Consider the following 21,494-nt stretch of genomic DNA (forward strand, 5'->3'; position numbering starts at 1 on the left):
AGTCCAGGTCGTGGAGCCAGATCGGAAAAGCCTGCAGCGCTGCAGGCTTTTTTTTGCCTTGGATTTTTCCGGGGTGGTCAAAGCGCACAGTGTGACCAGCATGAATGCATCTCAAGTCCTACGATTCAGAGGTAAATATCATGAAAGTCGCTGCAGTCGTTTGAACCAAAGACAGGCCGGGTAAAACTGTCAGTCGCGACAGGCAGAGATCGGCCGATTCTGTTGAAAAAGTCGGAATTTCAGGCTGGAAGAAGGCGACGTTGGCCCTCGCTTCAGAACCTGGTCACCACGTTGCGTGGCTTTCCAGTTCTGCGTTGACCGTTGCAGCTTGGTTAATAGGTTAATTTGAGGGTTTTTGCTGATTCCGGGCGTACCTATCCCGTGGTCGGCGGCCCTTGTGAGGTCAGTTTCGCCAGTCGTCTTAAATTCTGTACCGCAGCGGCCAAGGTAAATTCGTCGTTTGCACCGGTCATTCCTCGTAGCCTTAATCGATCCAGTTTCAGGATTCGTTTGAGATGAGCGAACAACATTTCGACCTTTTTGCGCTCATGGCGAGAGCGCACGTATTGTGGTGTTGCGGCAATTCGCCGAGCAACATTGCGTGCCGCCTCATGGACGCTACGGGCGATTTTTCGGAACGAGGTGTTTGGGCAGCAGCGCTCTTTCATTGAGCATTCAGAGCAGTCTGTTTGCCGGGATCGAAAGATGATGGTGTCGGCTTTCGTGACATGTGATCGCTGGTTCTTGAAGGCCCGCCACTCACTGCGCAGGGCTTGCCCCGTGGGGCAACGATATTCCTGCGCTTCTTCATTCCATTGAAAATCACTGATCGAGAGGCTCTCGTTCTTACGCTCGGTTTTGTCCCAAACCGGCACATGCGGCTCGATGTCTTTTTCGTTCACCATCCAGGCCAGCATCGGTGCGGTGCCGTAAGCGGTATCGCCGATGAGCCGATCCGGCTTGATGTCGAACTGTTCTTCGACCCGCTCGATCATGGTCTTGGTGCTCTCGACCTCGGCGGTTCGATGCGCTGGGGTCGGCTCCACATCCATGATCACGCCATGCTCGACATCAATCAGATAGTTCGTCGAGTAGGCGAAAAACGCCGGGCCTCCTGGCGCTGCGGTCCAACGAGAAAGTGGATCAGTCAATGACAGGCGCTTAGGCAGTGCTTCGCCTAACGCCTCTTCATCCAGCGCTTCAAGGTACTCACGCACGGCGCGAGTACTCAGCGCCGGATCGCGCCAGTTGATTTCATCATCGCCAGGTACACCACGTTGCCGACTGGCATCTGCCTTGATGACGCTGGCGTCGACCGCAAACCCTTCGCCCTTGACCAGACCTGCGTCCATGCAGCGACGCAGCACCTCGTTGAACAGCCAGCGAAACAGCGAGCTGTCACGAAAGCGACCGTGCCGATTCTTGGAAAACGTAGAGTGATTGGGGATTTCGTCTTCGAGGCTTAAGCGGCAGAACCAGCGATATGCCAGGTTCAAATGAGCCTCTTCGCACAACCGACGTTCGGAGCGAATACCGTAGCAGTAGCCCACCACCAACAGGCGAATCATCAGTTCGGGATCAATCGATGGGCGCCCGATTGGGCTATAAAAATCGGCGAGATAATGGCGCAGATCGCTGAGATCAAGGCATCGATCAATGCTGCGCAGGAGGTGATTGGCTGGGATGTGATCTTCAATGTTGAACGAGTAAAACAGCCGCTCCTACCCACTCGATAACTGTCCCATCATGCTGCGTATTCTCCCGCTGGCCGATGGAGTGATTTTGCCCCAGGCCAAACAGGAGAGCTACTTTTTCAACAGAATCGGCCAATAGCGGTCAGTCTACTGATCAGGTGGAGACGGCTAACTGGGGTCAGAACCTCAAGAATCCCCGCACGTTGGCGAACCACAATCCGCAGGTATACAGTCGCGGATGTGGGCAATTATTTAGTAAATGGGGGTGCTGCCGTCGGCGCAGGCGGATGGATGTGGCGAAGGAAAATTGTTCAAAGCAAGGTAATGCGGATAAAGGAACATGTATGGCATCATAAAGCCATCAATCATGCGCCGAGACTGAAGATGGAACTGATAAGTCAAGAAAAGATAATGCAAGTCCTCGACTGGGCCTACGAGAGATCTGTGAATGGATTCTCCGGTCTTGATTCCGCCGAGGAGCTCGCAGCCAGCTACGCCAAGGAAGAAAGCCCTGCCTACGATCAAGCTAATTCCCTGATTCGCTGGCAGAACACCAAATCGGCCACCTCAGGCTTCATTACCGGCCTCGGTGGATTGATCACACTGCCCGTCGCGTTGCCCGCCAACATCACGAGTGTGCTTTTCGTACAAATTCGCATGATCGCCGCCATCGCCCACTTGGGTGGCTACGACGTCAAGGATGACAAGGTAAAGACCCTGGTTTTCGCCTGCCTCACAGCCAACTCCGCCAAGGAAGTGCTGAAAGACATCGGCATTGCCGTCGGCAACAAGCTGGCGATGAACGCAGTGAAGTCGATTTCCGGTAAGACGCTGATAGAGATAAACAAAAAGGTAGGCTTCAAGCTGTTCACCAAATTTGGTGAAAAAGGCGTGATCAATCTCGGTAAAGCCGTGCCCCTGCTGGGTGGCTTGATTGGTGGGAGTTTCGATGCCTACACGACCAACACCATCGGTAACGTAGCGCGCGATACATTTACACCAAAAGAAGTCGCGACGGCATAACGACCCGCCTTAGTGATAGCCGGATTTCCCTGTGGCCAGGGCGTCAGCTCCCCTGCCACAGGTTAAGTTTGCTGGGGGTAATTGGGGTGAATAAATCTTAACCTAGCACCACACACCGTGAATCGGCCCATTCGTGGATGCTGACTGGCTGCTTTTGGCTGTGGATTCAACCGGTCGATGCAACAGATTGGCTAAATCGTTCAGCGGGCGTTTCGTAGTTTAGTGTTTTCCGAGGGCGGCTATTTAGCTGCCTTGCCACCTCATTGAGCGTGGCTTGCGAGTGATCAGCAAGGTCAGTCCCTTTCGGGAAGTACTGTCTTAACAGCCCATTGGTGTTCTCATTCGAAAAGGGATTGGCATGGCCAAGCTCATCAAACTATCGGATACATCCTGGCAACAGCCATTCCGCGACCGTAAAAAGGAACACATTCTTTGGGGCTCCCACACCGAGGTTCGTGAAAACTGCAATTTCGTAGACGGCACACGCCGCCTCCTACAAATCTCATTCGAGCCACGATTCGAACTGGATATCGTCGATTACTTTCAGATCACTAGCGGACGCGAGATCAAGTTCCCGAAAGTGCTCGTTGATATGATCAGCCCCATCGTGCTGGAAAATTCCGAATCCAGCTTCATCGTTACTGTGCTCGATGCCGTTGAACATGAAGATGGCCAGGTCGGGAGTACAAAAGATTTGGCTAACCTGATTACCGCTCGGGCAACGACAATCATGGCCCGCGTCGGCCAGCAGAAGTTCAGGAAGCAATTGATGGGGTTTTGGGGTGATGCTTGCGCACTCTCCGGAGTAAAGGAGCCCAAGCTGCTGGTCGCATCGCACATTGTTCCCTGGAGCCAGTCAGAAGCAGATTCCAAGCTCGATCCATTTAACGGCTTGCTACTGGCGCCACACTACGATCGCCTGTTTGACCAAGGTCTGATCTCATTCAAAGATGATGGCTCTATTCTGCTGTCCAGCATTGCCGAAAAGCTGCCTCCAGAGTTTGGTCTGTCGAAATCCATGAAGCTACGCAAGCTCAATCCAAAGCATTTGCCCTACCTTGCTGCCCATAGGGATACGTTCGGCTTCGCGTAGTTCACACCCACCAATATCAAAGCTGCCGGGAAGTAGGTCGCACACAACGGCATGGGCTGAACCGTACCAGATTTAATCGACGCTCATGAAAGGCCGAAACTGACCGATTACGCCCTCTCTTGAAAGGCGGCTTACTATCCAAAGCTCGCCGTAAGGGCTAACGAATTGCTACCACGATTAAGTGAACCCTATACGCTCACGGCGTGGTTCATTACGCGAAAACAGAACACAAACGAGGAGTACAACAGTGAGCAATGGCAACCGCCCGCCGGTATGGCAGATGGTTCGGGAAGCGGCGCAGCAGATGAACGGGGAATGCACATACCCTGCGATTAAAGCAAAGGTAAGGTCGATGTATGGTCATGACGTCAACGACAGTTCGATGACATGCAGCATCATCTCGGGGGCGGTGAATCACCCATCACGTATTCACTACAACGAGAACAAGAAACCACGGCTCACCGACACGGCCTACGATTACCTGTATAGCACTGGGCGCGGCCGGGTCGTTTGGTACCAACCAGAGAAGCACGGCGTGTGGGAGATCGCACAATCTGGCGATGGCGCACTGATCGTCCGCCTCGCTGACGGGGTGGGTGAGAATCCGCTGCCGATCGTCGAAGCTGTTGAGGCATCCGATGAGGCGTACAGCATGTTCGCTCTGGAGGCACACCTGCGCGATTACCTCGCTAAAAAACTTCCAAGGTTACCTGGCCACGATGCGCCGCTCACGCTATACCACACGGACGATCGCGACGGCGTGGAGTTCCAAACTGACGTCGGCCCGATCGACATCCTGGCGACGGGAAACGGCGACTTCTACGTCCTCGAACTGAAAGTAGGCCGTGGGCCGGACGCGGCAATGGGACAAATCCTTCGTTACATGGGCTGGGTGAAAGAGCACCTCGCGGGCGAGAGGAGCGTGTATGGCGTCATCGTCGCTTCTGACATCGGCCAAAAACTACGGTACGCGGCATCACAGGTGCCAAACGTACGCCTGATGGAATATGACCTTGCTGTGTCGCTTCGATCGGTGGGCCTGCATAGTTGACCGGACGCCACCCCTCCTAGCAAGGCCGTGACCAGCCGACATCTTCCCGTGAATAGAGCGTTGACCCGGCAGAGTCACGGTCTCTTTTTGGCCGATTGTGTTGAAAAAGTCGGCTTCGGTTTCCACGGCAGAAAAGTGCGCGTCTGAGATTGAAATCTGTGTTTAGCGCAGAAGGTTCAGGACTCAGATTTGACGTAGCGGCGTGCAAAAAAGGCGCTTTCACCGCTCAATGCATGGGTCACCAGGTCGGGTCGACTTTTTCAACACAATCGGCCAGAAGCTGTCACTCCGTATCATTCGAAATATCAGAATCATAGAGAATACGAGCATCGCGAAAACCTTCGGCGTTCTCTGCTACCCACATCCACAATGGAATCATCCGCGCTAGCAGGCCCCGTCCCAGCTCGGATAATTCGTAGTCGACACGTGGCGGCACCTCGTTGTAATCCCGGCGTAGAACCAGGCCGTCTCTTTCCAGCTGGCGCAAACTGCGGGTCAACATCCGCTGCGTCACGCCACTCATGCGCCTGGCTATCTCCGCATGCCGCAGCCGTCCCTCCACTCCTAGTGTGTGGACGATTCCCAGCGACCAGCGATTACCTGCATGGGTGAGAACTTCCCGCTTCAAACCATCATCTTCTGCGCTGAGCGCTTCGCATGCAGCTTGCGACTGCCTAATGATTTCTTCGTTATCCATTCGCCCCCCAGGATCACTCGTGTACCTACTTATGGGCAGGCTCCAATGGTGACAGGATAACGCTCACTCACGTTGATCTGCACATTGGAGAACATTCATGCAAGCGCCAAAACCAGTGGAAACCGACAACATCCTGGTGCTGGGGGCCGGTGAACTCGGCATGTCCGTGCTGCGCGAGTTGGCCAGGGCTGTGCCAAACAAGAAGGATGCAGGCGTTCGTCTTAGCGTGCTTCTGCGTCCACCCGTGGCCGTGATTCAAGACGCTTCTAAAGCGCACGCCATTGAAGAACTCCGTGGGCTGGGCGTATCCATTTTGCAGGCTGACGTCATTAACGATTCAGTTGAGGAACTTGCCGAGCATTTCGCCCGATTCGACACGATCATCAGTTGCGTAGGTTTTATCGCCGGTGCTGGCACCCAGCTGAAACTCACCCGTGCTGTGCTTCAGGCACGTGTAAAACGCTACGTGCCGTGGCAGTTTGGCGTGGACTACGACGTGATTGGCAAAGGCAGTGCGCAGGATTTGTTTGATGAGCAACTTGAGGTCCGTGAACTACTGCGTGCGCAGCGCACAACCGAATGGATCATCGTCTCCACAGGGATGTTTACAAGCTTCTTGTTCGAGCCGGCGTTTGGCGTGGTTGACCTGGCAAAAAACACTGTTCATGCGCTAGGCAGTTGGGATACTCAGGTCACCGTTACTACGCCAGAAGATATAGGGATGCTGACGGCGAAGATTGTGTTCGCCAAGCCTCGCCTTGCCAATCAGGTGGTCTTCGTGGCCGGAGACACCCTGACCTACGCACAGTTGGCGGATGCGATTGATGCAAGACTCAACCGCACGGTATCTCGCATCGAATGGAGCGTTCCCAAATTGAAGAACGATCTCGATGCTGCTCCGAATGACCAGCTAAGCAAGTACCGGGCTGTGTTCGCTGAAGGTAAAGGAGTTGCTTGGGATAAGAGCCAGACCTTCAATGCCGCACACGGTATTGATCTGACGACGACGGCCGGTTGGATTGAGCAGAACCTGAAGTGAATGGGGTGGTCTGCCAGATGTCTAGTCCTGAAATAGGTTTACACCTATTTCAGGACTAGACAGGGTTGACCCAACAACCAAAGCGCCCAGCGTGATTGGCATGAAGCTGTCTCTGATCCTTCGATTCAGAGGTAAGCCCCATGAAAGTCACTGCAGTCGTTTCACTTAGCCACGGCCTAGGTAAAGCTGCACTCACGGGCGACTACCGGAAAGCGAGCAGGGTATTGGCGGTGTCGCGCGGTATCCATAAGACTCCTTCATGGGTAGTGGCGCGTTATAGCAACGCTTGGAACGCTTGGCCCGGCATAAATCCCTGCCCTGGTGCCAGCCACCGGCATGCCCGGGCTACAGGTTGCGGGCGATGTTCAGCGCGGCGTAACTCTGGGCTACCGGCATGATTTCCACCGAGTTGATGTTCACGTGCGGCGGCTGGCCTGCGATCCACACCACCGTGTTGGCCAGATCCTCAGGGCGGATTGCCTCCACGTCGCGGTACAGCGCGTTCACCGCGTCCTGGTCACCGGCCAGGCGTACCAGTGAAAACTCCGTGCCCGAGCACAGCCCCGGCTCGATGTTGCTGACCCGTACCCTGGTGCCTGCGAGGTCTGCGCGCAGGTTCAGGCTGAACTGTTTAACGAAGGCCTTGCTGGCGCCGTATACGTTGCCGCCCGGGTAGGGATACGTGCCGGCAATGGAGCCGATGTTGATGATCAGCCCGTTGTTAGCTTCCACCATGGCCGGCAGCAGCTTGTGGGTGACCATGGCCAGGCCGGTGACGTTCGTGGCGATCATGCGTTCCCAGTTCTTGGCATCGGCGCTCTGGGCGCGGTCGATACCCAGTGCCAGGCCGGCGTTGTTCACCAGCAGGTCGATGTGCAGCGACGAGTCGCGAATCGATTCGCAAGCCGCGTCCAGCGAGGCGGCGTCTGTCACGTCCAGGGGCAGGGCAATGAAGTGCTCGCCCAGTTCGCGCTTCAGTTCCGCCAATTTATCTGCGCGGCGGGCGCCGCCGATCACGCGGTAATTGTCAGCGATCAATGCGCGGCAGATGGCCTTGCCGAAGCCAGCGGAAGCGCCGGTCACAAATGCAGTTTTCATCAGGTTCTCCTTGAGGGTTGAATCAAGCCAGGTACTTCACGCCAAGGCTGGCGAACAGGCAAAGCATCGAAAGCACCAGCACCTTGCGCACAACATCGTTGCCTTTACGGATGGCCAGGGCGCTGCCTATGTGGTTGCCCAGGATGTTGCAGGCCACTAGTGGCAGGGCCAGCAGGTACACCACCTTACCGGCCACAATGAAGGCGACCAGCGCGCCAATGTTGGAGGCGAAGTTGAAGCTTTTCGAGTTGGCCGAGCTGGACACCAGGTCCATCTTCAGCAGGTAGTGGAAGGCGATGATGAACATGCTGCCAGTGCCCGGCCCGAAAAAGCCGTCGTAGAAACCGATGACCAAGCAGGTCAGGGGCACTACGGTGAAGAGCATGCGGTTGCTGAGTGTGTGCTCTTGTACCGGCCGGTCCTTGGGCGTGAGAAAGATCAAGATGCCAAGAGGGATAAGCGCCAGGATGATCTTGCCCACGGTTTCCGGGGAAATCGACACGATCAGGTGGGCGCCCATGTAAGCGCCCAGCAGCGCGAACGGCACGCCCACCAGCGCCACTTTCCATACCATCTTGCTGTTGGCGAAGAAGTTGCGGATGGCGGCCAGAGTGCCTAGGGTGCTGACCAGCTTTTCCTGGCCCAGCGCTACCTGCGGCGGCAGCCCCACCAGCAGGAAACCAGGCACTAGGAACAGCCCGCCCCCCCCGGCAATGCTGTCTACGAAGCCGGCGACAAAAGCGATTGTGCCCAGCAGCATGATGGCCAGTATCCAGTGCTGGGCCCAGAACGATCCGAGTAATTCCATGGTGGTACCTGTTTAGTCAATGTGGCGATCAGGAAAGGACTTCGTAAAGGTGGTCGGCGCGGCTGTGGCAGCGTCGACTGCGGTCTTGAGGTTTGCGCTTTCCATTTCAGGTGAAGTTCCATATTTTGATGTGGATGGGTAAAAAATATTGAATCGATTCAATCATTCTAATTCCTTGAAATAAATCGACTCAATATGTTTTTGATACTTAAATTGACATTGTTTCGCTTGACTGATCATAACCTGATGATTTTATTGATTTTAATTGGCAATAAAATCTGCAGCAGCTGCTGCCGGACTGCACTTTCCCTCCCCTATGGTGCAGATGCTCCGTGCAAAATTCGGTCGCGTTGCCTTGCGGTGACGGCTGAAGTCTTGTGTTTCGGTAGAAAATAAATGACATGCATTTGATCGGTGTAATGTTTTGAATCGACTAATATTGAGTCGATTGTTGTGCGATTACGCTTATGAAAAATTTCATGGTAGGATTTCGCGCTTCAGTTGTTTCTGGTGTCGTTCCTATGTGGGTTCCTGAATACAGCGGCCATGGCCAGCCGGTTTACTTGATGATCGCCGACGCACTGGCGCGGGACATCGCTTCCGGACACTTGGCCGCGGGCGAGCGCCTGCCTACCCTCAAGGAACTGGCTGAGGCGTTGAAAGTGACGCCGGGCACCATCGGCCGCTCCTACGACGAGGCGGCCAAGCGCGGCCTGGTGATCGGGGAAGTGGGGCGAGGCACATTCGTGCTGCCGACCCGCGGTGTCTTGGCGCCGGTGGCCAGACTCGGCGTTGCCTCCAAGGTAGATACCGGGCAGATAGACCTGTCGATCATCAAGCCCTGCGACGCCGGCATGAGCGACTGGCTGCGAGGAGCAATCGAGGAGTTGGCGCAGGCGCCCGAGTTGGGATCGATCCTGGATTACGTCACCGACGGCGGCCATTCCGTGCATAAGGAGGCCGGCGCGTTGTGGGTGCAGCGCTGCCTGCCGGACGCCAACGCCCAACAGATCGTGTTGACCGCTGGTGCCCAACACGGCTTGCTGGTGGCCATCGGCGGCCTGTCCAGCGTCGGCGATATGATTTTGTGTGAGGAATATTGTTATCCAGGGATCATCTCCCTGGCCCACAGCCTAGGTCGTCGCCTGCACGGGGTGCAGGTCGATGAGTACGGCCTGGTGCCGGCGGCGCTGCGGGCCGCGTGCATCGAGCACCGGCCCACGCTGCTGGTGACGGTGGCGACGCACCAGAACCCCACCAACTCGATCATGCCCGAATCGCGTCGCCTGGAAATCGCCGAGATCGCCCGCGAGTTTGACCTGTACGTCATCGATGATGATATCTACGGCTTTCTTGAGACACGCCCCGCGCACAAGCCGTTGTCGGCCTATGCCCCGGAGCGCTCGGTATACCTGACCAGCCTGTCCAAGAGCTTGCTACCGGCCCTGCGCATCGGTTACCTGTACGCGCCGCCGCAAACCCTATCGCGGCTGTCGTCCATGGTGCGCAGCAGTGTGTGGATGCCGTCGCCGCTAATGGCCCAATTGGCCAGCAACCTGATCACCAGTGGCCGTGGGGCGCAATTGGTGCGTGTGCAACAGGAGGAAGCCGCGGAGCGCCAGCGCCTGGCGCGGCAGCTACTGGGCTCGTACGACATTCGCACCCAACCCAACAGCTTCCATGTGTGGCTCGAATTGCCCGAGCCCTGGACCAGCGACGAGTTCGCCAACCTCGCGCGCGCCAACGGCGTGATCGTGGTCAGTGGCAGCCAGTTCCTGGCCCAGCGCAGCGCCAGCACCCGTGGGGTACGCATCGCCCTGATGGGCCCTAGCCGTGCGGAGTTGGGGTTTGCGTTGACCAAGTTGGTCAGCCTGCTGGCTGCGCCGGAGCCGCGGTTGTTTTATTGATTGTTGTGGGGAGGTCGGCGGGAGGCCTGAAGGCGATTGTCTTGAGGTCTTTTGCGCTCTCAAGATTGAGCGCCGCTCGTGCGACGTTCCTCGGCTCACCTTCTCTGCCGCGAGAGTTGGCAAGCCGGATGTCAGCCTAGTCCCGTCATGATACGACTCGCCCAAAACCTTGCGCGGCCAGTCACCCATTCGGCTTCGCGGTTTTTTAGCGTTCTTGTGATCTAGCTGCCCATCGTCGGATGGCTTTCTTTGCCGTTGGCGATATTTTTTAGCCATATGGCGGAGGGGGGAGGGCATGATTCCGGCGAGCAAAACCCTACAAGCAACAGCATACGATCCGGCCAGGCCTTTACCGCTGCTGTTTGGTGAAGGCACGAAACTCAAGACCACCAGCGCATTTGAGCTTCATTCGATGATGGAGAAAGGATTTCCGTCGGAGTTGGTAATCGCCCCCGCTACGTGACCACCATGTGTTTTCGAAGGTGCTCGGGCTTTCGGATCGAACAGTGCAGCGGCGAACCTAAGCGGTGACAAATGAATGCCCTGCTATTATAATTTGATTATCATTGATCGATTTAGGCGACAGGCAATTCCATGGAAAACAAGACTGCACGACTGACTGTGCTCATTGATCCCGTCAAGAAAAAAGCCCTTGAGGAGCTTTGCGCGTCTCAGGACCTGACACCTTCTCAGGTCGTTCGTCAGCTGATTCGGGACTACCTCGAGACGCATGGCGTGTCCTACGCGACCAAAAGCAAAATTGCGGCCAATGCCAAGTAATTCATCCCTGTATGAGCGGGCACGACAAGTGCCTGCTCATCGCGCGTCATTCACTGCCTCCTACGTCTCGCCCTGACTCTCGTTGATCTGGGCATGGCTGACCAGTGCGCCATTGAAGTCCGCATGATAATGCTGTGAACCGAGCACCTGAAGAATCCCGGCCCGGTCGAGCTTGCCAAGCACTTTCTCATTGGCTTCACACAGCTTTACGACAATGCCGCGCTTGTGCAGTTGCTCAATGACTTCGAGCAGCGTTTGCAAGCCCGTGATGTCCATGAACGGCACGCGCTTCAGGCGAATAATCAACGTTCTGGGATCGGTGTGCGTTTGCGCCAAAACACGTTCAAAGGTTTCTGCGGCGCCAAAGAACAGAGGCCCCTCGATGGTGTAGACCAAAACACCGGGAGGAAGATGTGCATGTCCATTTGTACGCAACTCTGCCTCCAGCTCATCTTCGACCATTAGCTGTACCTCGACAGAGGACGCCATGCGACGCATGAATTGCAGCATGGCGAGAATCACCCCAATGTTCACGGCGATCGTCAGGTCACTGAAAACGGTCAGGCCGAAGGTGATTAGCAGGATGGCAACGTCGGCTTTGGGCGCGCGTTTGACCATGCGCTTGAAGTGCTTCAGTTCGCTCATGTTGTAAGCGACCACGAACAAGATCGCCGCCAATGCGCAAAGCGGGATATCCGAAGCCAGCGGCGCCAGAAAGAAGATCAGCAAAATCAACGTGAGGGAGTGGGCAATACCCGCGATTGGGCTATTGCCGCCATTGCGGATGTTGGTGGCCGTTCGAGCGATCGCCCCTGTCGCAGCGAAGCCACCGAACAGAGGGGTGACCAGGTTGGCAATGCCTTGTCCGATCAACTCCTGATTGGAGTCATGTTTGGTGCCGGCCATCCCGTCGGCGACAATCGCCGACAACAGTGACTCGATAGCCCCAAGCATCGCGATTGCAAACGCAGGGCCAATCAACTCAATGACCTGGGGCAGCGTTATTGCTGGAAGGCCGATTTGGGGAAGGCCTTGAGGAATGCCCCCAAATGCACTGCCGATCGTGGCCACGCCGTCGAACTGAAAATAGGCATGCAACGCCGTGACCACGACCATCGCGATCAGCGGGCCGGGAACACGCTTTAAACCCGGCAGTTTAGGCGCGAGGATCACCAGTGCCAGGCTCAGCAGGGCCAACAGTGTCGTGGGTACATGAAGGTTGGGAAATGCCTGGATGAGGTGCCACAGCCGCTGGTGGAAGTGCTCGCCACTGATTTTCGGCAAGCCCAGAAAGTCTTTCCATTGCCCGACCCAAATGATCACCCCGATGCCGGCGGTGAATCCCACAATCACCGGGTCAGGTATGAACTTGATGAGTGCGCCAAGTTTGGTGATGCCGAGCAGCAACAAAATTGCCCCGGCCATCATTGTCGCGACCTGCAAGCCATCAACGCCGTACTTGGCTGTCACGCTGGCCAGAATGACGATGAATGCGCCTGTGGGGCCCGCAATCTGCAGCCGGCTTCCGCCGAACAGCGAAACCAGCAAACCACCCACAATGGCCGTGTAGATCCCCTGTTCCGGCTTGACGCCGGAGGCGATCGCAAATGCCATGGCCAAGGGCAGCGCCACGACGCCGACGATGATCCCTGAGACGATATTTCCAAGCCAATGCTCGCGCCCTAACAAGCCCGCTTTCCAAGCTTCTCGTATCGCAATCATGACTAGCCTCGTTCTGGTGGCATGTGCATACTATTCACACGTTATGATAATAGCAAAGCAATTGGCCTAGCCTCGGTACAACACCGGCGACGCTCTAGATTCAGTGCTCAGAGAGCTGAGCCCTATGCTCGGAGACCGCGCATGAAACGCGAAGATGTCAAAACCAAACACGGGGAAGGCATGCACTTCGACACGCATGTGATAGCCAACCCGGCCAACACGCACGAGTGGATCATTCTTTTCAAAAAGGATGCCGGGAGAAGCTATTTTCTGGTCAATGACAACGAGGAAGTGGAGTCATTTGGACGCCTCGATGATCTGATCCATGAGCTTCGCGAGCTGGGTATCAAATCTGCCGAAGTACATTTCTGACAGCCACCCTCAGAAAGGTTGAGCAGGTCAGTAAAGATTGAGTTCTGTTAAAGAAAGAATCGACGCCCCCCATCCTTTTTCGCGATCGCCTGACACGGATCAACGCTGATCCGGCCCCATGAGCCGCGTCGACGCCCGTATGTAACCGTGTCAGGCACTTACGCGATTGTCGAAGTGCGTAGGGCGGCTCCAAGACGCGATAAGCAAACCCCCGAGTCCTAGTGTGTCGTGCTTGGTGCGTAGCGCGCCGGGCTTTCGAGCGCGCAAAAAAAAGGCCACGCAAGGTGGCCTAAACGGGTTCAAGCATAGGAGGGCTCTATTGGCCAAAAAATACAGGCCCGCCCTGAAGTCTTAGGGCCAATAGTGTTGGTCTGCTGGCTGACAAACCCCTTCGTCAGCAGCATTCAAGCCGGCAACTCGATCCTGGTCTGTGGCTCAGGACCTCGTTGCCTTGTATTATAATAGTGTTAACATAATATTGTAATCAACGTCTAATTAGGGGCTCGCATGACTACCGACTTCAAGAAGGCTGCACTGGATTACCATGAATTCCCGACCCCAGGAAAAATCGGCATTGCGCTGACCAAGCCTGCCGATACCGCTGCCCAACTCGCACTGGCGTACAGCCCTGGCGTGGCCGAGCCCGTTCGCGAAATCGCGAAGGACCCGGAGAACGTCTATCGCTTTACCGGAAAAGGCAATCTGGTGGCCGTGATCACAAACGGTACGGCCATTTTGGGTCTCGGCGATCTGGGCCCCTTGGCCAGTAAGCCGGTCATGGAAGGCAAAGCGTTGCTGTTCAAGCGTTTTGCCGGTATCGACTCGATCGATATCGAAGTCAATGCCGAGAGTTCCCAGGCTTTTATCGACACCGTTGTGCGTATCGCCGACACCTTTGGTGGGATCAATCTGGAAGACATCAAAGCCCCTGAGTGCTTTGAAATCGAGGACGCACTGATCGAACAGTGCAACATCCCGGTCTTCCATGACGACCAGCACGGCACCGCCATCGTCACCGCGGCCGGCATGCTCAATGCGCTGGAGATTCAGGGCAAAACGCTGGAGAGCGCGAGAATCGTCTGCCTCGGCGCCGGTGCCGCAGCCACGGCGTGCATGCGCCTGCTGCTCAGCCTTGGCGCGCAAAAAAGCAATCTGTACATGGTCGATCGTACCGGTGTCATCCACTCGGCGCGCAAAGACCTCAACCAATACAAAGCACAATTCGTTAACGACGGTGGCCCGCGCACGTTGATGGAAGCCATGAACGGTGCCGATGTGTTCGTGGGGTTGTCTGGAGCCAATCTGCTTCCGGCTGAAGCGCTGGCGGCGATGGCTCCCAAGCCGATCGTGTTTGCCTGCTCGAACCCCGATCCTGAAATCAGCTACGAGCTGGCCATGGCCACGCGTGATGACTTGATCATGGCGACCGGTCGCTCCGACTACCCGAACCAGGTCAATAACGTTCTGGGCTTTCCGTTCATCTTCCGCGGCACCCTGGATGTTCGGGCAACCCGGATCAACGAAGCGATGAAAATTGCGGCAGTGGAAGCACTGCGCCAATTGGCCAAAGAGCCAACCCCTGTGGAAGTGCTGCGAGCGTTCAACGTCGACAAGCTTGAGTTTGGGCGCGATTACATTCTCCCCAAAGCGCTCGATGCTCGCCTGCTCGGGGCAATCGCCGGCGCAGTGGCCAAGGCCGCTATCGACACCGGTGTTGCGAAGCTGCATTACCCGGCGCACTACCCGCTGTAAGCGGAGGTCCATCAGGCTGATGTGCGGCAGTTGCACGACCTTTTGCACGGTTGGCAGCTGTCGCACTCGGCGGACATCCGGCCGCCGCAGCTCCTGAACATCGACAGCCCGCCATTTGCAAGATCATCCGTTCTTGAATGATCCGAGCCACAACCCGTCTTCCTTTTATGCCTGCCTAAAAGCGATCTCACCCTGTCACGCACAGGCGTTCTAAGACCTTGGTATCATCCGGAAAACGCTGCTTTCTACCACGTGGAATTAGCATTGTATGTTAATGTTATGCGCGTCATCGATGGAGCAAATGACTGCACGCTTGATCCGGGCGCTCACCTGTAACCGCCGCATCCATAGCGAGAGCTGACACCCGTTCAGGTCGCTCGTCAATTGATCCGCAATGACCTGCGCGGTCACGGCGCGGAGGATGAAACATAGCACTCTGCCGCGGTGAAAGCCGTCAGACAGTCAATGCCTATCAGCAGACTCGTGACACCAGTCTCAGTGACCCCATCAATACAGCAGGCTGACACAGCGCTGTTAAGGAAGAGACCATGAGCAAAACCATCGCAATCATCAAGGGTGACGGCATCGGCCCTGAGATCATGCAAGCGACGCTACGCGTACTCGATGCCCTTGACTGCAATCTTCAGTACGACTTCGTTGAGGCCGGCTTGGAGGCCTTGCAGCAGCATGGGCAGCTGATGCCGCCCGCGTCCATCGATACGATCGCCAAACACGGCGTCGCACTCAAAGGCCCTCTGACCACGCCGATTGGCCGCGGCTTCTCCTCGATCAACGTCCACCTTCGCCGCCACTTCGATCTCTACGCCAACGTCCGACCGGCGATCAGTTTCCCCGGCACTCGTTCGCGCTTTGAAGGTATCGATATCATCACGGTGCGTGAAAATACCGAAGGGGCGTACCTGCCAGAAGGGCAAAGTATTTCGGAAGACGGCGAAGTCGCTCTGGCAAGTATTCGCGTAACACGCACAGCCTCCGAACGCATCGTGCGCTACGCGTTCGAGCTGGCTCGTAGCAAAGGTCGCAAAAAAGTGACCGCGGTACACAAGGCCAACATCATCAAGTCGTGCTCCGGGCTGTTCCTTGACGTGGCGCGTGAGGTCGCCGAGGATTATCCGGAAATCGAATTCCACGAGATGATCGTCGACAATGCCTGTATGCAGTTGGTGATGAATCCCCATCAATTCGATGTCATCGTCACCACCAACCTGTTTGGCGACATCCTTTCAGACCTGTGCGCAGGCCTGGTCGGTGGGTTGGGCTTGGCGCCGGGGTCCAACATCGGCGCCGATGCTGCCATCTTCGAAGCGGTCCACGGTTCGGCACCGGACATCGCCGGCAAGAACATCGCGAACCCGTGTGCATTGTTATTGGCCGCCGCAGACATGCTTGATTACCTGGGTATGGTGGACAAGGGCACGCGCATTCGTACTGCTATCCGCGTTGTTCTGGAAAACTCCCGTGATCAAGTGACACCCGATATGGGCGGGGCCGGTACCACTGAGTCCTTCGCCGATGCCTTGGTGGCCTACTTGCATGCCTGAGTAGAGCGTCAGGAAACGCGCGCCAGCTCACTGCGAGCTGGCGACTTTCTACGTGTGCTCCACGCGGACCTGCCCGTAGGGCCGCTGGCTGGAAAACCTTCTGATACTCGAGTCCTCCAGCAGTCTTTTGTTGCCATAACGTTGGCGTTAATAGACGTTAATCCAACATCATTATTTGCTGCGATCGCACTTGTAGATGCGCGAGGTGCCAAGGAAACAATTCAGAAATGAATTTCAGCTACCTTGATACCGATTTCGCGCAGCTCATGAATCAAATCATCAAGGTACCGAAAAGGTTCGATTTCTTCGTTGTCATTGACTAGGAAGAAGCTTCTTCCGGCATCCTTTTTAAAGAAGACGATCCACTCCTGGGTGTTGGCCGGGTTGGCAATCAAATGGGTATCAAACTGAATGCCTTCAGCGTATTTGGTTTTTACGTCTTCACGTTTCATACGGGTCTCCAAGCGCTCACGTAGTGCTGCTTTCATGCATGTCTCTGCCTCCTGGCAATCAATCAAAAGACCTCGTCCGGGCCTGAGGCCAGGGCGACGTCGATTGCCTTTCTATTATCACTGCATGATAATATTATGCACATATGATCCAGTGGAGGATAGTCGTGTGCAGAGCTGTCGAAGCGCCTGAGCCACGCGGGTCCGCCCAATGCCCTGGCGTTCAAGGCACACCGCCATGCGGCTGGCTTTGCTTTTGATTCAATGCATAAGGTTTCTGAATTTTAAGGACGACAGTCATCATGCGCAAAACAGCAATTGAGAAACGCCTTGCGCTGAATGCTCCACCCCTGGAGCCAGGGCAACGACTGTTGGTTGGCCTTGAGCAATGTGTCGTCGTTCGGCAGCGAGAAACAGGGATCTATCAAGTTGTATTCGACTGCAAAGCCCCCAAGACTGCTCGGGTTTTTTGGGCGGAATATGAGTGGATGTTCATCGGCCGGATTAAGCGGCACGCTGAGCAAGATCCTTCATTGGAACGCTTTGTCTCGGTGCTGAGAGCAGGGGCTGAAGACTGACAGGCAGTCACGGCTCTGATCGACAGTACGCTTGGCTGAGCGCAGCCAGGTTCGCCTAGGATACGAACTTGATTGGGATCATCGTAAAGATATAAATCAGCCTGATTTCATTGGGACACAGATGCTGGTTTTCTATTCGCATCCAGGTCGTGCCAGATAGAGAAAAGCCTGCAGCCCTGCAGGCTTTTTTGCTGGTGTCGTTCCAGTCATCCAGGCGCACGGTGTGAGCAAGCCGAGCGACACTTCAATCCAGCAAGCGCTTCAACCCGGCGACGCCAACCGGCGGCTCCGCCGTCCACGGCACTACGATGACAGCATGGTTGGTTTCTTCGGCCACTCTCGCCATTTGTTTGCGCTCGCTATCCAGGCGCGCTCGCAGCAGCGGGTCTGTCGTATCGGTGGCCAGCAACGACTTATTGACCACCCAGGCAAACGGTTCGATGTCGGCCCTGCGCAAGTCATCCTGCAGCGCTGCCGCCTGCGACACCGGGGTGGCTTCGGGCAGCGTGACGAGGATGATCTTGGTGTAGTCCGCATCTTGCAGGCGCATCAGCGGCGTGACGATGTGGTCCGAGGCTTTGCCTTTGAATTCGCGAACCATCTGGCGGTGATAGGCGCCTGTGGCGTCCATCAGGAGCAGGGAGTGACCTGTGGGGGCCGTGTCGAGTACCACGAATGCACTTCTGGCTTGCGCAACCACACGGGAGAATGCGTGGAACACCGCGACCTCTTCGGTACACGGGGATTGCAGATCCTCGATGAGCAAGGCGGTTTCGTCTTCCGTCAGGCTTGGCGCGCGGGAGGCGACGATCTTGTCCACGTATTTTTGGGTCTCGACCTTAGGGTCGATGCGGCCGACGCTGAGTCCCTGCACGTCGGCATTGAGGGTTACCGCCAGATGCGCTGCAGGATCTGTCGTACTCAGGTGTACGGACTTGCCATGCTGTACCAGTCCCAGGGCGATGGCGGCGGCAATGGTGGTTTTGCCCACGCCGCCTTTGCCCATGACCATGATCAGGCCGCGCTGGGCGTGGGCTAACTCGGCGATCAATTCCGCGAGTGCGGGATATTCCAGGCGCGACGGAACTGGGTTTGCAATGCTGGCAGGGACAGCAAGCTCGGGTGTCAGCAGTGCGCGAAGCGCGGGTAAGCCAACCGAATCCACGGCCTTGAGTGGGATGTAGTCGGCTGAAAGCTGACGCAGTGACGCGGGCATCTCGTCGAGCGCTTGCTGGCCCATAGCTTCGATCGCGGCGGCGATCGGGTCATTTAAGTCGCTGCGTTTAAATACAGCATTGACCACCAGGCGCTGGTGGTTCAAGCCCAGTTCACGGAGTTCGTCGCTGGAGCGTGCAGCCTCGCTGAGGGCGCCTTTATCAGGGCGCGTCACCAGAACAACGGTGGTCAGGGCTGGATCATTGAGCGCCACCAATGCCTGATTGAACAACTGCTCCTGCATTTTCAAGCCCGAATGCGGCCCCAGGCATGATGCGCCACGATCGTTGCCTTTTAGAAAACCGCTCCACGCTTTTGGCAGGCTCAACAATCTGAGCGTGTGCCCCGTGGGCGCGGTATCGAACACGATGTGGTCATACGCCGCGCTGCCCTGCGACAGCAGGTGGGAGAACTCATCGAAGGTTGCGATTTCGGTCGTGCATGCCCCGGAGAGTTGCTCACGCACCAAGGCGATGTCTTCATCGCGGGCATGGTCGCCCATTTGCTCGATCACCCGGGCCCGATAGTCAATTGCTGCGGTCCCTGGGTCGATATTGAGCACGAACATTCCAGGCACGTGCGGCACCGCGACAGGCTGATTGCTCAGCTCGACGCCGAGCATCTCGTCAAGGTTCGAGGCGGCGTCCGTGCTGACCAGCAGTACCTTCTTGCCGGCCTCGGCCAGTGCGAGTGATACCGCGGTTGAGACCGACGTTTTGCCGACACCGCCCTTGCCGGTGAAGAACATATATCGGGTGGGTTGATCGAGCAATTTGAGGGTGGGCTGCATGGCGCGCTGACTCCCTTGCGGAGCATGACTGGGTTTTGCAGTTTAGACCGATGTTCAGAATCGCCAATGGGGTCATATCAATCAAACGGTAATTTTTACCGTCCTGATAGAGGAGTGTTCTGTCGGAAGAGGGCAGTAATCCACAGCCCAAGTGAACAGCCTGTTTGGCTGGTTTTTGCCCTGCGGATCACATCGTCGAGCGTGCTGCAATTCAAATAATTGGAAAACAGAGAAAAGCCCCACAGCACACGCCGATTTTTCGACGTAGGTATTTCTTTAAAAAGCCTTGATCATCGACGCCGCTCTCTCACAACAAGAGGGCAAATCTGAAAAGCAAAGACGAGCTGGCTGACAGTCATCCGCCTGTGGAGCTGTTTGCTCTAGAAAAAGGTTGGCATTGAGACTTGCTCCCCAGTAGTTAGTTGAATGCCTGCATAACTTGACGTGATAAGGAATAGTCGTGTGAATAAAAAATTAATCGTATGCACATTGTTGGCGTGCTCTGCATTTTCGGCGCTCAGCCATGCGGCGGACGGCACTATTAACTTCACCGGTACGATCACCGATGCCGCGTGTACTGTTACACCCGGTACTGCCAATCAGACGGTGACAATGGGGACGGTCAGTTCAACGGCATTGGCCAATGTCGGCGATACCGCGGCCCCGACCCGGTTCGATATCGTCCTGACTAACTGCCCGGCCACGGCCACCAGCGCGGTCGTAAAGTTTGATGGCCCGACCGACGGGAATAACAGCAGTTTGATTGCCCTGACGAGTGGGGCTGGAACCGCCGAGGGTGTGGCGATCGGTGTGTATGAGGGGGATGCCTCTACGTTGATTCCCGTGGGCTCCCCGTCCGTCAGCAAGCCTCTTTCTCCGGTAGCCGACACCACCTTCAACTTCTTCGCCAAATATGTGGCAACCGCTCCAGTGGTGGCCGGTTCCGGCAACGCCGTCAGTGATTTCACAGTTATTTATAACTGATCACTAAGACAGGCCGGGCACGCTGCTCGGCCTTCTCAACAAGTGGGTTTGCTCACGTGCAGGCTTGAGCAAAGCGTCGGTAGGAGATACGTCGATGGGGTGGCTGAAATACATGTTAACCGCCGGCCTGCTGGTCAGTACGGTGCATACGGCTATTGCGGGTGTGGTGGTGGGGGGCACGCGGGTGGTGTACGACGGCTCAAGGAAAGAAGCCTCGATTTCGGTGAAAAACACCGAGAAGACCAAGCCGTATCTGATTCAGTCATGGGTCGATGACGGGGCGCAGACTGCACCTGGCAAGGCACCGTTTATCATGACGCCGCCGCTGTTTCGGCTGGATGCCGAGCAGGAGAATGTGCTGCGCATCATTCGCACCGGAGGGGATTTTCCGCAGGACAGAGAGTCGGTGTTCTGGGTGAATATCAAGTCGATTCCCGCCTCGGAAAAAACCGAAGAAAACCAACTGCTGATTTCTGTGAAGAGTCGGATAAAACTCTTCTATCGCCCGCCGGGAATGCCAGGAGAGTCGATGAATGCTTATAAGGCACTGGTCTTTACGCGGGTAGGTAAAGCGTTGCAGGTCAACAACCCTACGGCGTATCACGTGTCTTTTTTTCGCGTGAGCGTGGGTGACCAGGTTATTAACGATGCCGGTATGGTTGCTCCCAAAAGTACATTGGCCTGGCCGATGCCGGAAGGTGCAAGTGGAGCCGTCAGTTGGCAAGCCATCAATGATTATGGCGGTATTACGCCGCAGGCCAGTGCGCCACTCTAATTCATAAGGGCTGTTAGTTTTAACGGCTACCTGTTTCGTTAATGCGTTGGATCAACCGCCCTTTGGTGTTGGGGTGGCGGGCATTGTGTTGCCCGGATTGCGGGG

20 protein-coding genes and 1 pseudogene are annotated in these 21,494 nt (G+C 56.1%); 13 read left to right on the forward strand and 8 right to left on the reverse strand.

Features of this window, described 5'->3' with window-relative positions; translation table 11 throughout:
* Positions 1–374: 374 nt before the first annotated feature.
* Positions 375–1,715, reverse strand: a complete 1,341-nt coding sequence (locus INT12_RS24940) for a transposase (protein WP_226926299.1) — start codon at positions 1,713–1,715, stop codon at positions 375–377.
* A gap of 390 nt (positions 1,716–2,105) precedes the next feature.
* Here INT12_RS24940 and INT12_RS24945 point away from each other — a divergent pair, with 390 nt between their 5' ends.
* Positions 2,106–2,717: an EcsC family protein gene (locus INT12_RS24945; protein ID WP_223522833.1), complete on the forward strand. Its 612-nt coding sequence runs from the start codon at positions 2,106–2,108 to the stop codon at positions 2,715–2,717.
* A 166-nt stretch (positions 2,718–2,883) separates the two neighbouring features.
* Here INT12_RS24945 and INT12_RS24950 read toward each other — a convergent pair.
* Positions 2,884–3,063, reverse strand: a pseudogene (locus tag INT12_RS24950) (transposase); the annotation flags it as partial.
* A gap of 12 nt (positions 3,064–3,075) precedes the next feature.
* Here INT12_RS24950 and INT12_RS24955 point away from each other — a divergent pair.
* Positions 3,076–3,810 (forward strand): HNH endonuclease, encoded by a 735-nt coding sequence (locus tag INT12_RS24955; RefSeq protein WP_193040676.1) that lies wholly within the window; start codon positions 3,076–3,078, stop codon positions 3,808–3,810.
* Between the two features lie 247 nt (positions 3,811–4,057).
* Entirely contained in the window at positions 4,058–4,861 is an 804-nt protein-coding gene (locus INT12_RS31785; protein WP_193040675.1) for an endonuclease NucS domain-containing protein, read from the forward strand.
* A 283-nt stretch (positions 4,862–5,144) separates the two neighbouring features.
* Here the strand turns inward: INT12_RS31785 and INT12_RS24965 are convergent, their stop codons facing one another.
* A complete protein-coding gene (locus INT12_RS24965; RefSeq protein ID WP_193040674.1) occupies positions 5,145–5,558 on the reverse strand; it encodes a winged helix-turn-helix transcriptional regulator in 414 nt (137 codons plus the stop codon).
* Positions 5,559–5,655: 97 nt separating this feature from the next.
* On the opposite strand from INT12_RS24965, the gene INT12_RS24970 reads away from it, so the two are divergent.
* On the forward strand, positions 5,656–6,597 hold the full coding sequence (locus INT12_RS24970) for an aromatic alcohol reductase (protein ID WP_193040673.1): 942 nt from the start codon (positions 5,656–5,658) through the stop codon (positions 6,595–6,597).
* Positions 6,598–6,942: 345 nt separating this feature from the next.
* Here INT12_RS24970 and INT12_RS24975 read toward each other — a convergent pair whose 3' ends face one another.
* Positions 6,943–7,695, reverse strand: a complete 753-nt coding sequence (locus INT12_RS24975; RefSeq protein ID WP_017845883.1) for an SDR family NAD(P)-dependent oxidoreductase — start codon at positions 7,693–7,695, stop codon at positions 6,943–6,945.
* Between the two features lie 22 nt (positions 7,696–7,717).
* Complete coding sequence (locus INT12_RS24980; RefSeq protein WP_017845884.1) at positions 7,718–8,503, reverse strand: sulfite exporter TauE/SafE family protein; 786 nt, start codon at positions 8,501–8,503, stop codon at positions 7,718–7,720.
* Positions 8,504–9,024: 521 nt separating this feature from the next.
* On the opposite strand from INT12_RS24980, the gene INT12_RS24985 reads away from it, so the two are divergent.
* From INT12_RS24985 to INT12_RS24995, 3 genes are all read left to right on the forward strand, one after another.
* Positions 9,025–10,410 (forward strand): PLP-dependent aminotransferase family protein, encoded by a 1,386-nt coding sequence (locus INT12_RS24985; protein WP_017845885.1) that lies wholly within the window; start codon positions 9,025–9,027, stop codon positions 10,408–10,410.
* 295 nt (positions 10,411–10,705) lie between these two features.
* On the forward strand, positions 10,706–10,873 hold the full coding sequence (locus INT12_RS24990) for a hypothetical protein (protein WP_017845886.1): 168 nt from the start codon (positions 10,706–10,708) through the stop codon (positions 10,871–10,873).
* A gap of 131 nt (positions 10,874–11,004) precedes the next feature.
* Positions 11,005–11,190, forward strand: a complete 186-nt coding sequence (locus INT12_RS24995; protein ID WP_017845887.1) for a ribbon-helix-helix protein, CopG family — start codon at positions 11,005–11,007, stop codon at positions 11,188–11,190.
* 60 nt (positions 11,191–11,250) lie between these two features.
* Here the strand turns inward: INT12_RS24995 and INT12_RS25000 are convergent, their stop codons facing one another.
* Positions 11,251–12,912, reverse strand: a complete 1,662-nt coding sequence (locus tag INT12_RS25000; protein WP_104902737.1) for a SulP family inorganic anion transporter — start codon at positions 12,910–12,912, stop codon at positions 11,251–11,253.
* Between the two features lie 141 nt (positions 12,913–13,053).
* Between INT12_RS25000 and INT12_RS25005 the strand changes: the two genes are divergently transcribed.
* The 3 genes from INT12_RS25005 (at position 13,054) to INT12_RS25015 (ending at position 16,598) form a co-directional block, all read left to right on the forward strand.
* On the forward strand, positions 13,054–13,284 hold the full coding sequence (locus tag INT12_RS25005) for a hypothetical protein (RefSeq protein ID WP_017845889.1): 231 nt from the start codon (positions 13,054–13,056) through the stop codon (positions 13,282–13,284).
* 507 nt (positions 13,285–13,791) lie between these two features.
* Positions 13,792–15,036: a malic enzyme-like NAD(P)-binding protein gene (locus tag INT12_RS25010; protein ID WP_193040261.1), complete on the forward strand. Its 1,245-nt coding sequence runs from the start codon at positions 13,792–13,794 to the stop codon at positions 15,034–15,036.
* 548 nt (positions 15,037–15,584) lie between these two features.
* On the forward strand, positions 15,585–16,598 hold the full coding sequence (locus INT12_RS25015) for an isocitrate dehydrogenase (RefSeq protein WP_017845891.1): 1,014 nt from the start codon (positions 15,585–15,587) through the stop codon (positions 16,596–16,598).
* Positions 16,599–16,819: 221 nt separating this feature from the next.
* Here the strand turns inward: INT12_RS25015 and INT12_RS25020 are convergent, their stop codons facing one another.
* Positions 16,820–17,050 carry a hypothetical protein gene (locus INT12_RS25020; protein WP_017845892.1) on the reverse strand — a complete coding sequence of 77 codons (231 nt, stop codon included), beginning with the start codon at positions 17,048–17,050 and terminating at the stop codon, positions 16,820–16,822.
* 299 nt (positions 17,051–17,349) lie between these two features.
* Here INT12_RS25020 and INT12_RS25025 point away from each other — a divergent pair, with 299 nt between their 5' ends.
* Positions 17,350–17,625: a hypothetical protein gene (locus INT12_RS25025; RefSeq protein ID WP_193040260.1), complete on the forward strand. Its 276-nt coding sequence runs from the start codon at positions 17,350–17,352 to the stop codon at positions 17,623–17,625.
* 244 nt (positions 17,626–17,869) lie between these two features.
* Here INT12_RS25025 and arsA read toward each other — a convergent pair whose 3' ends face one another.
* Positions 17,870–19,630 carry an arsenical pump-driving ATPase gene (gene arsA, locus INT12_RS25030; RefSeq protein ID WP_193040259.1) on the reverse strand — a complete coding sequence of 587 codons (1,761 nt, stop codon included), beginning with the start codon at positions 19,628–19,630 and terminating at the stop codon, positions 17,870–17,872.
* 462 nt (positions 19,631–20,092) lie between these two features.
* Here arsA and INT12_RS25035 point away from each other — a divergent pair, with 462 nt between their 5' ends.
* Positions 20,093–20,614, forward strand: coding sequence for a fimbrial protein (locus tag INT12_RS25035; RefSeq protein WP_193040258.1), 522 nt, complete (start codon positions 20,093–20,095; stop codon positions 20,612–20,614).
* 94 nt (positions 20,615–20,708) lie between these two features.
* Entirely contained in the window at positions 20,709–21,389 is a 681-nt protein-coding gene (locus INT12_RS25040) for a molecular chaperone (protein ID WP_193059062.1), read from the forward strand.
* The last annotated feature ends 105 nt before the right edge of the window (positions 21,390–21,494 follow it).

This window comes from Pseudomonas sp. K8 (genome assembly GCF_014889455.1).
GTDB lineage: Bacteria > Pseudomonadota > Gammaproteobacteria > Pseudomonadales > Pseudomonadaceae > Aquipseudomonas > Aquipseudomonas veronii.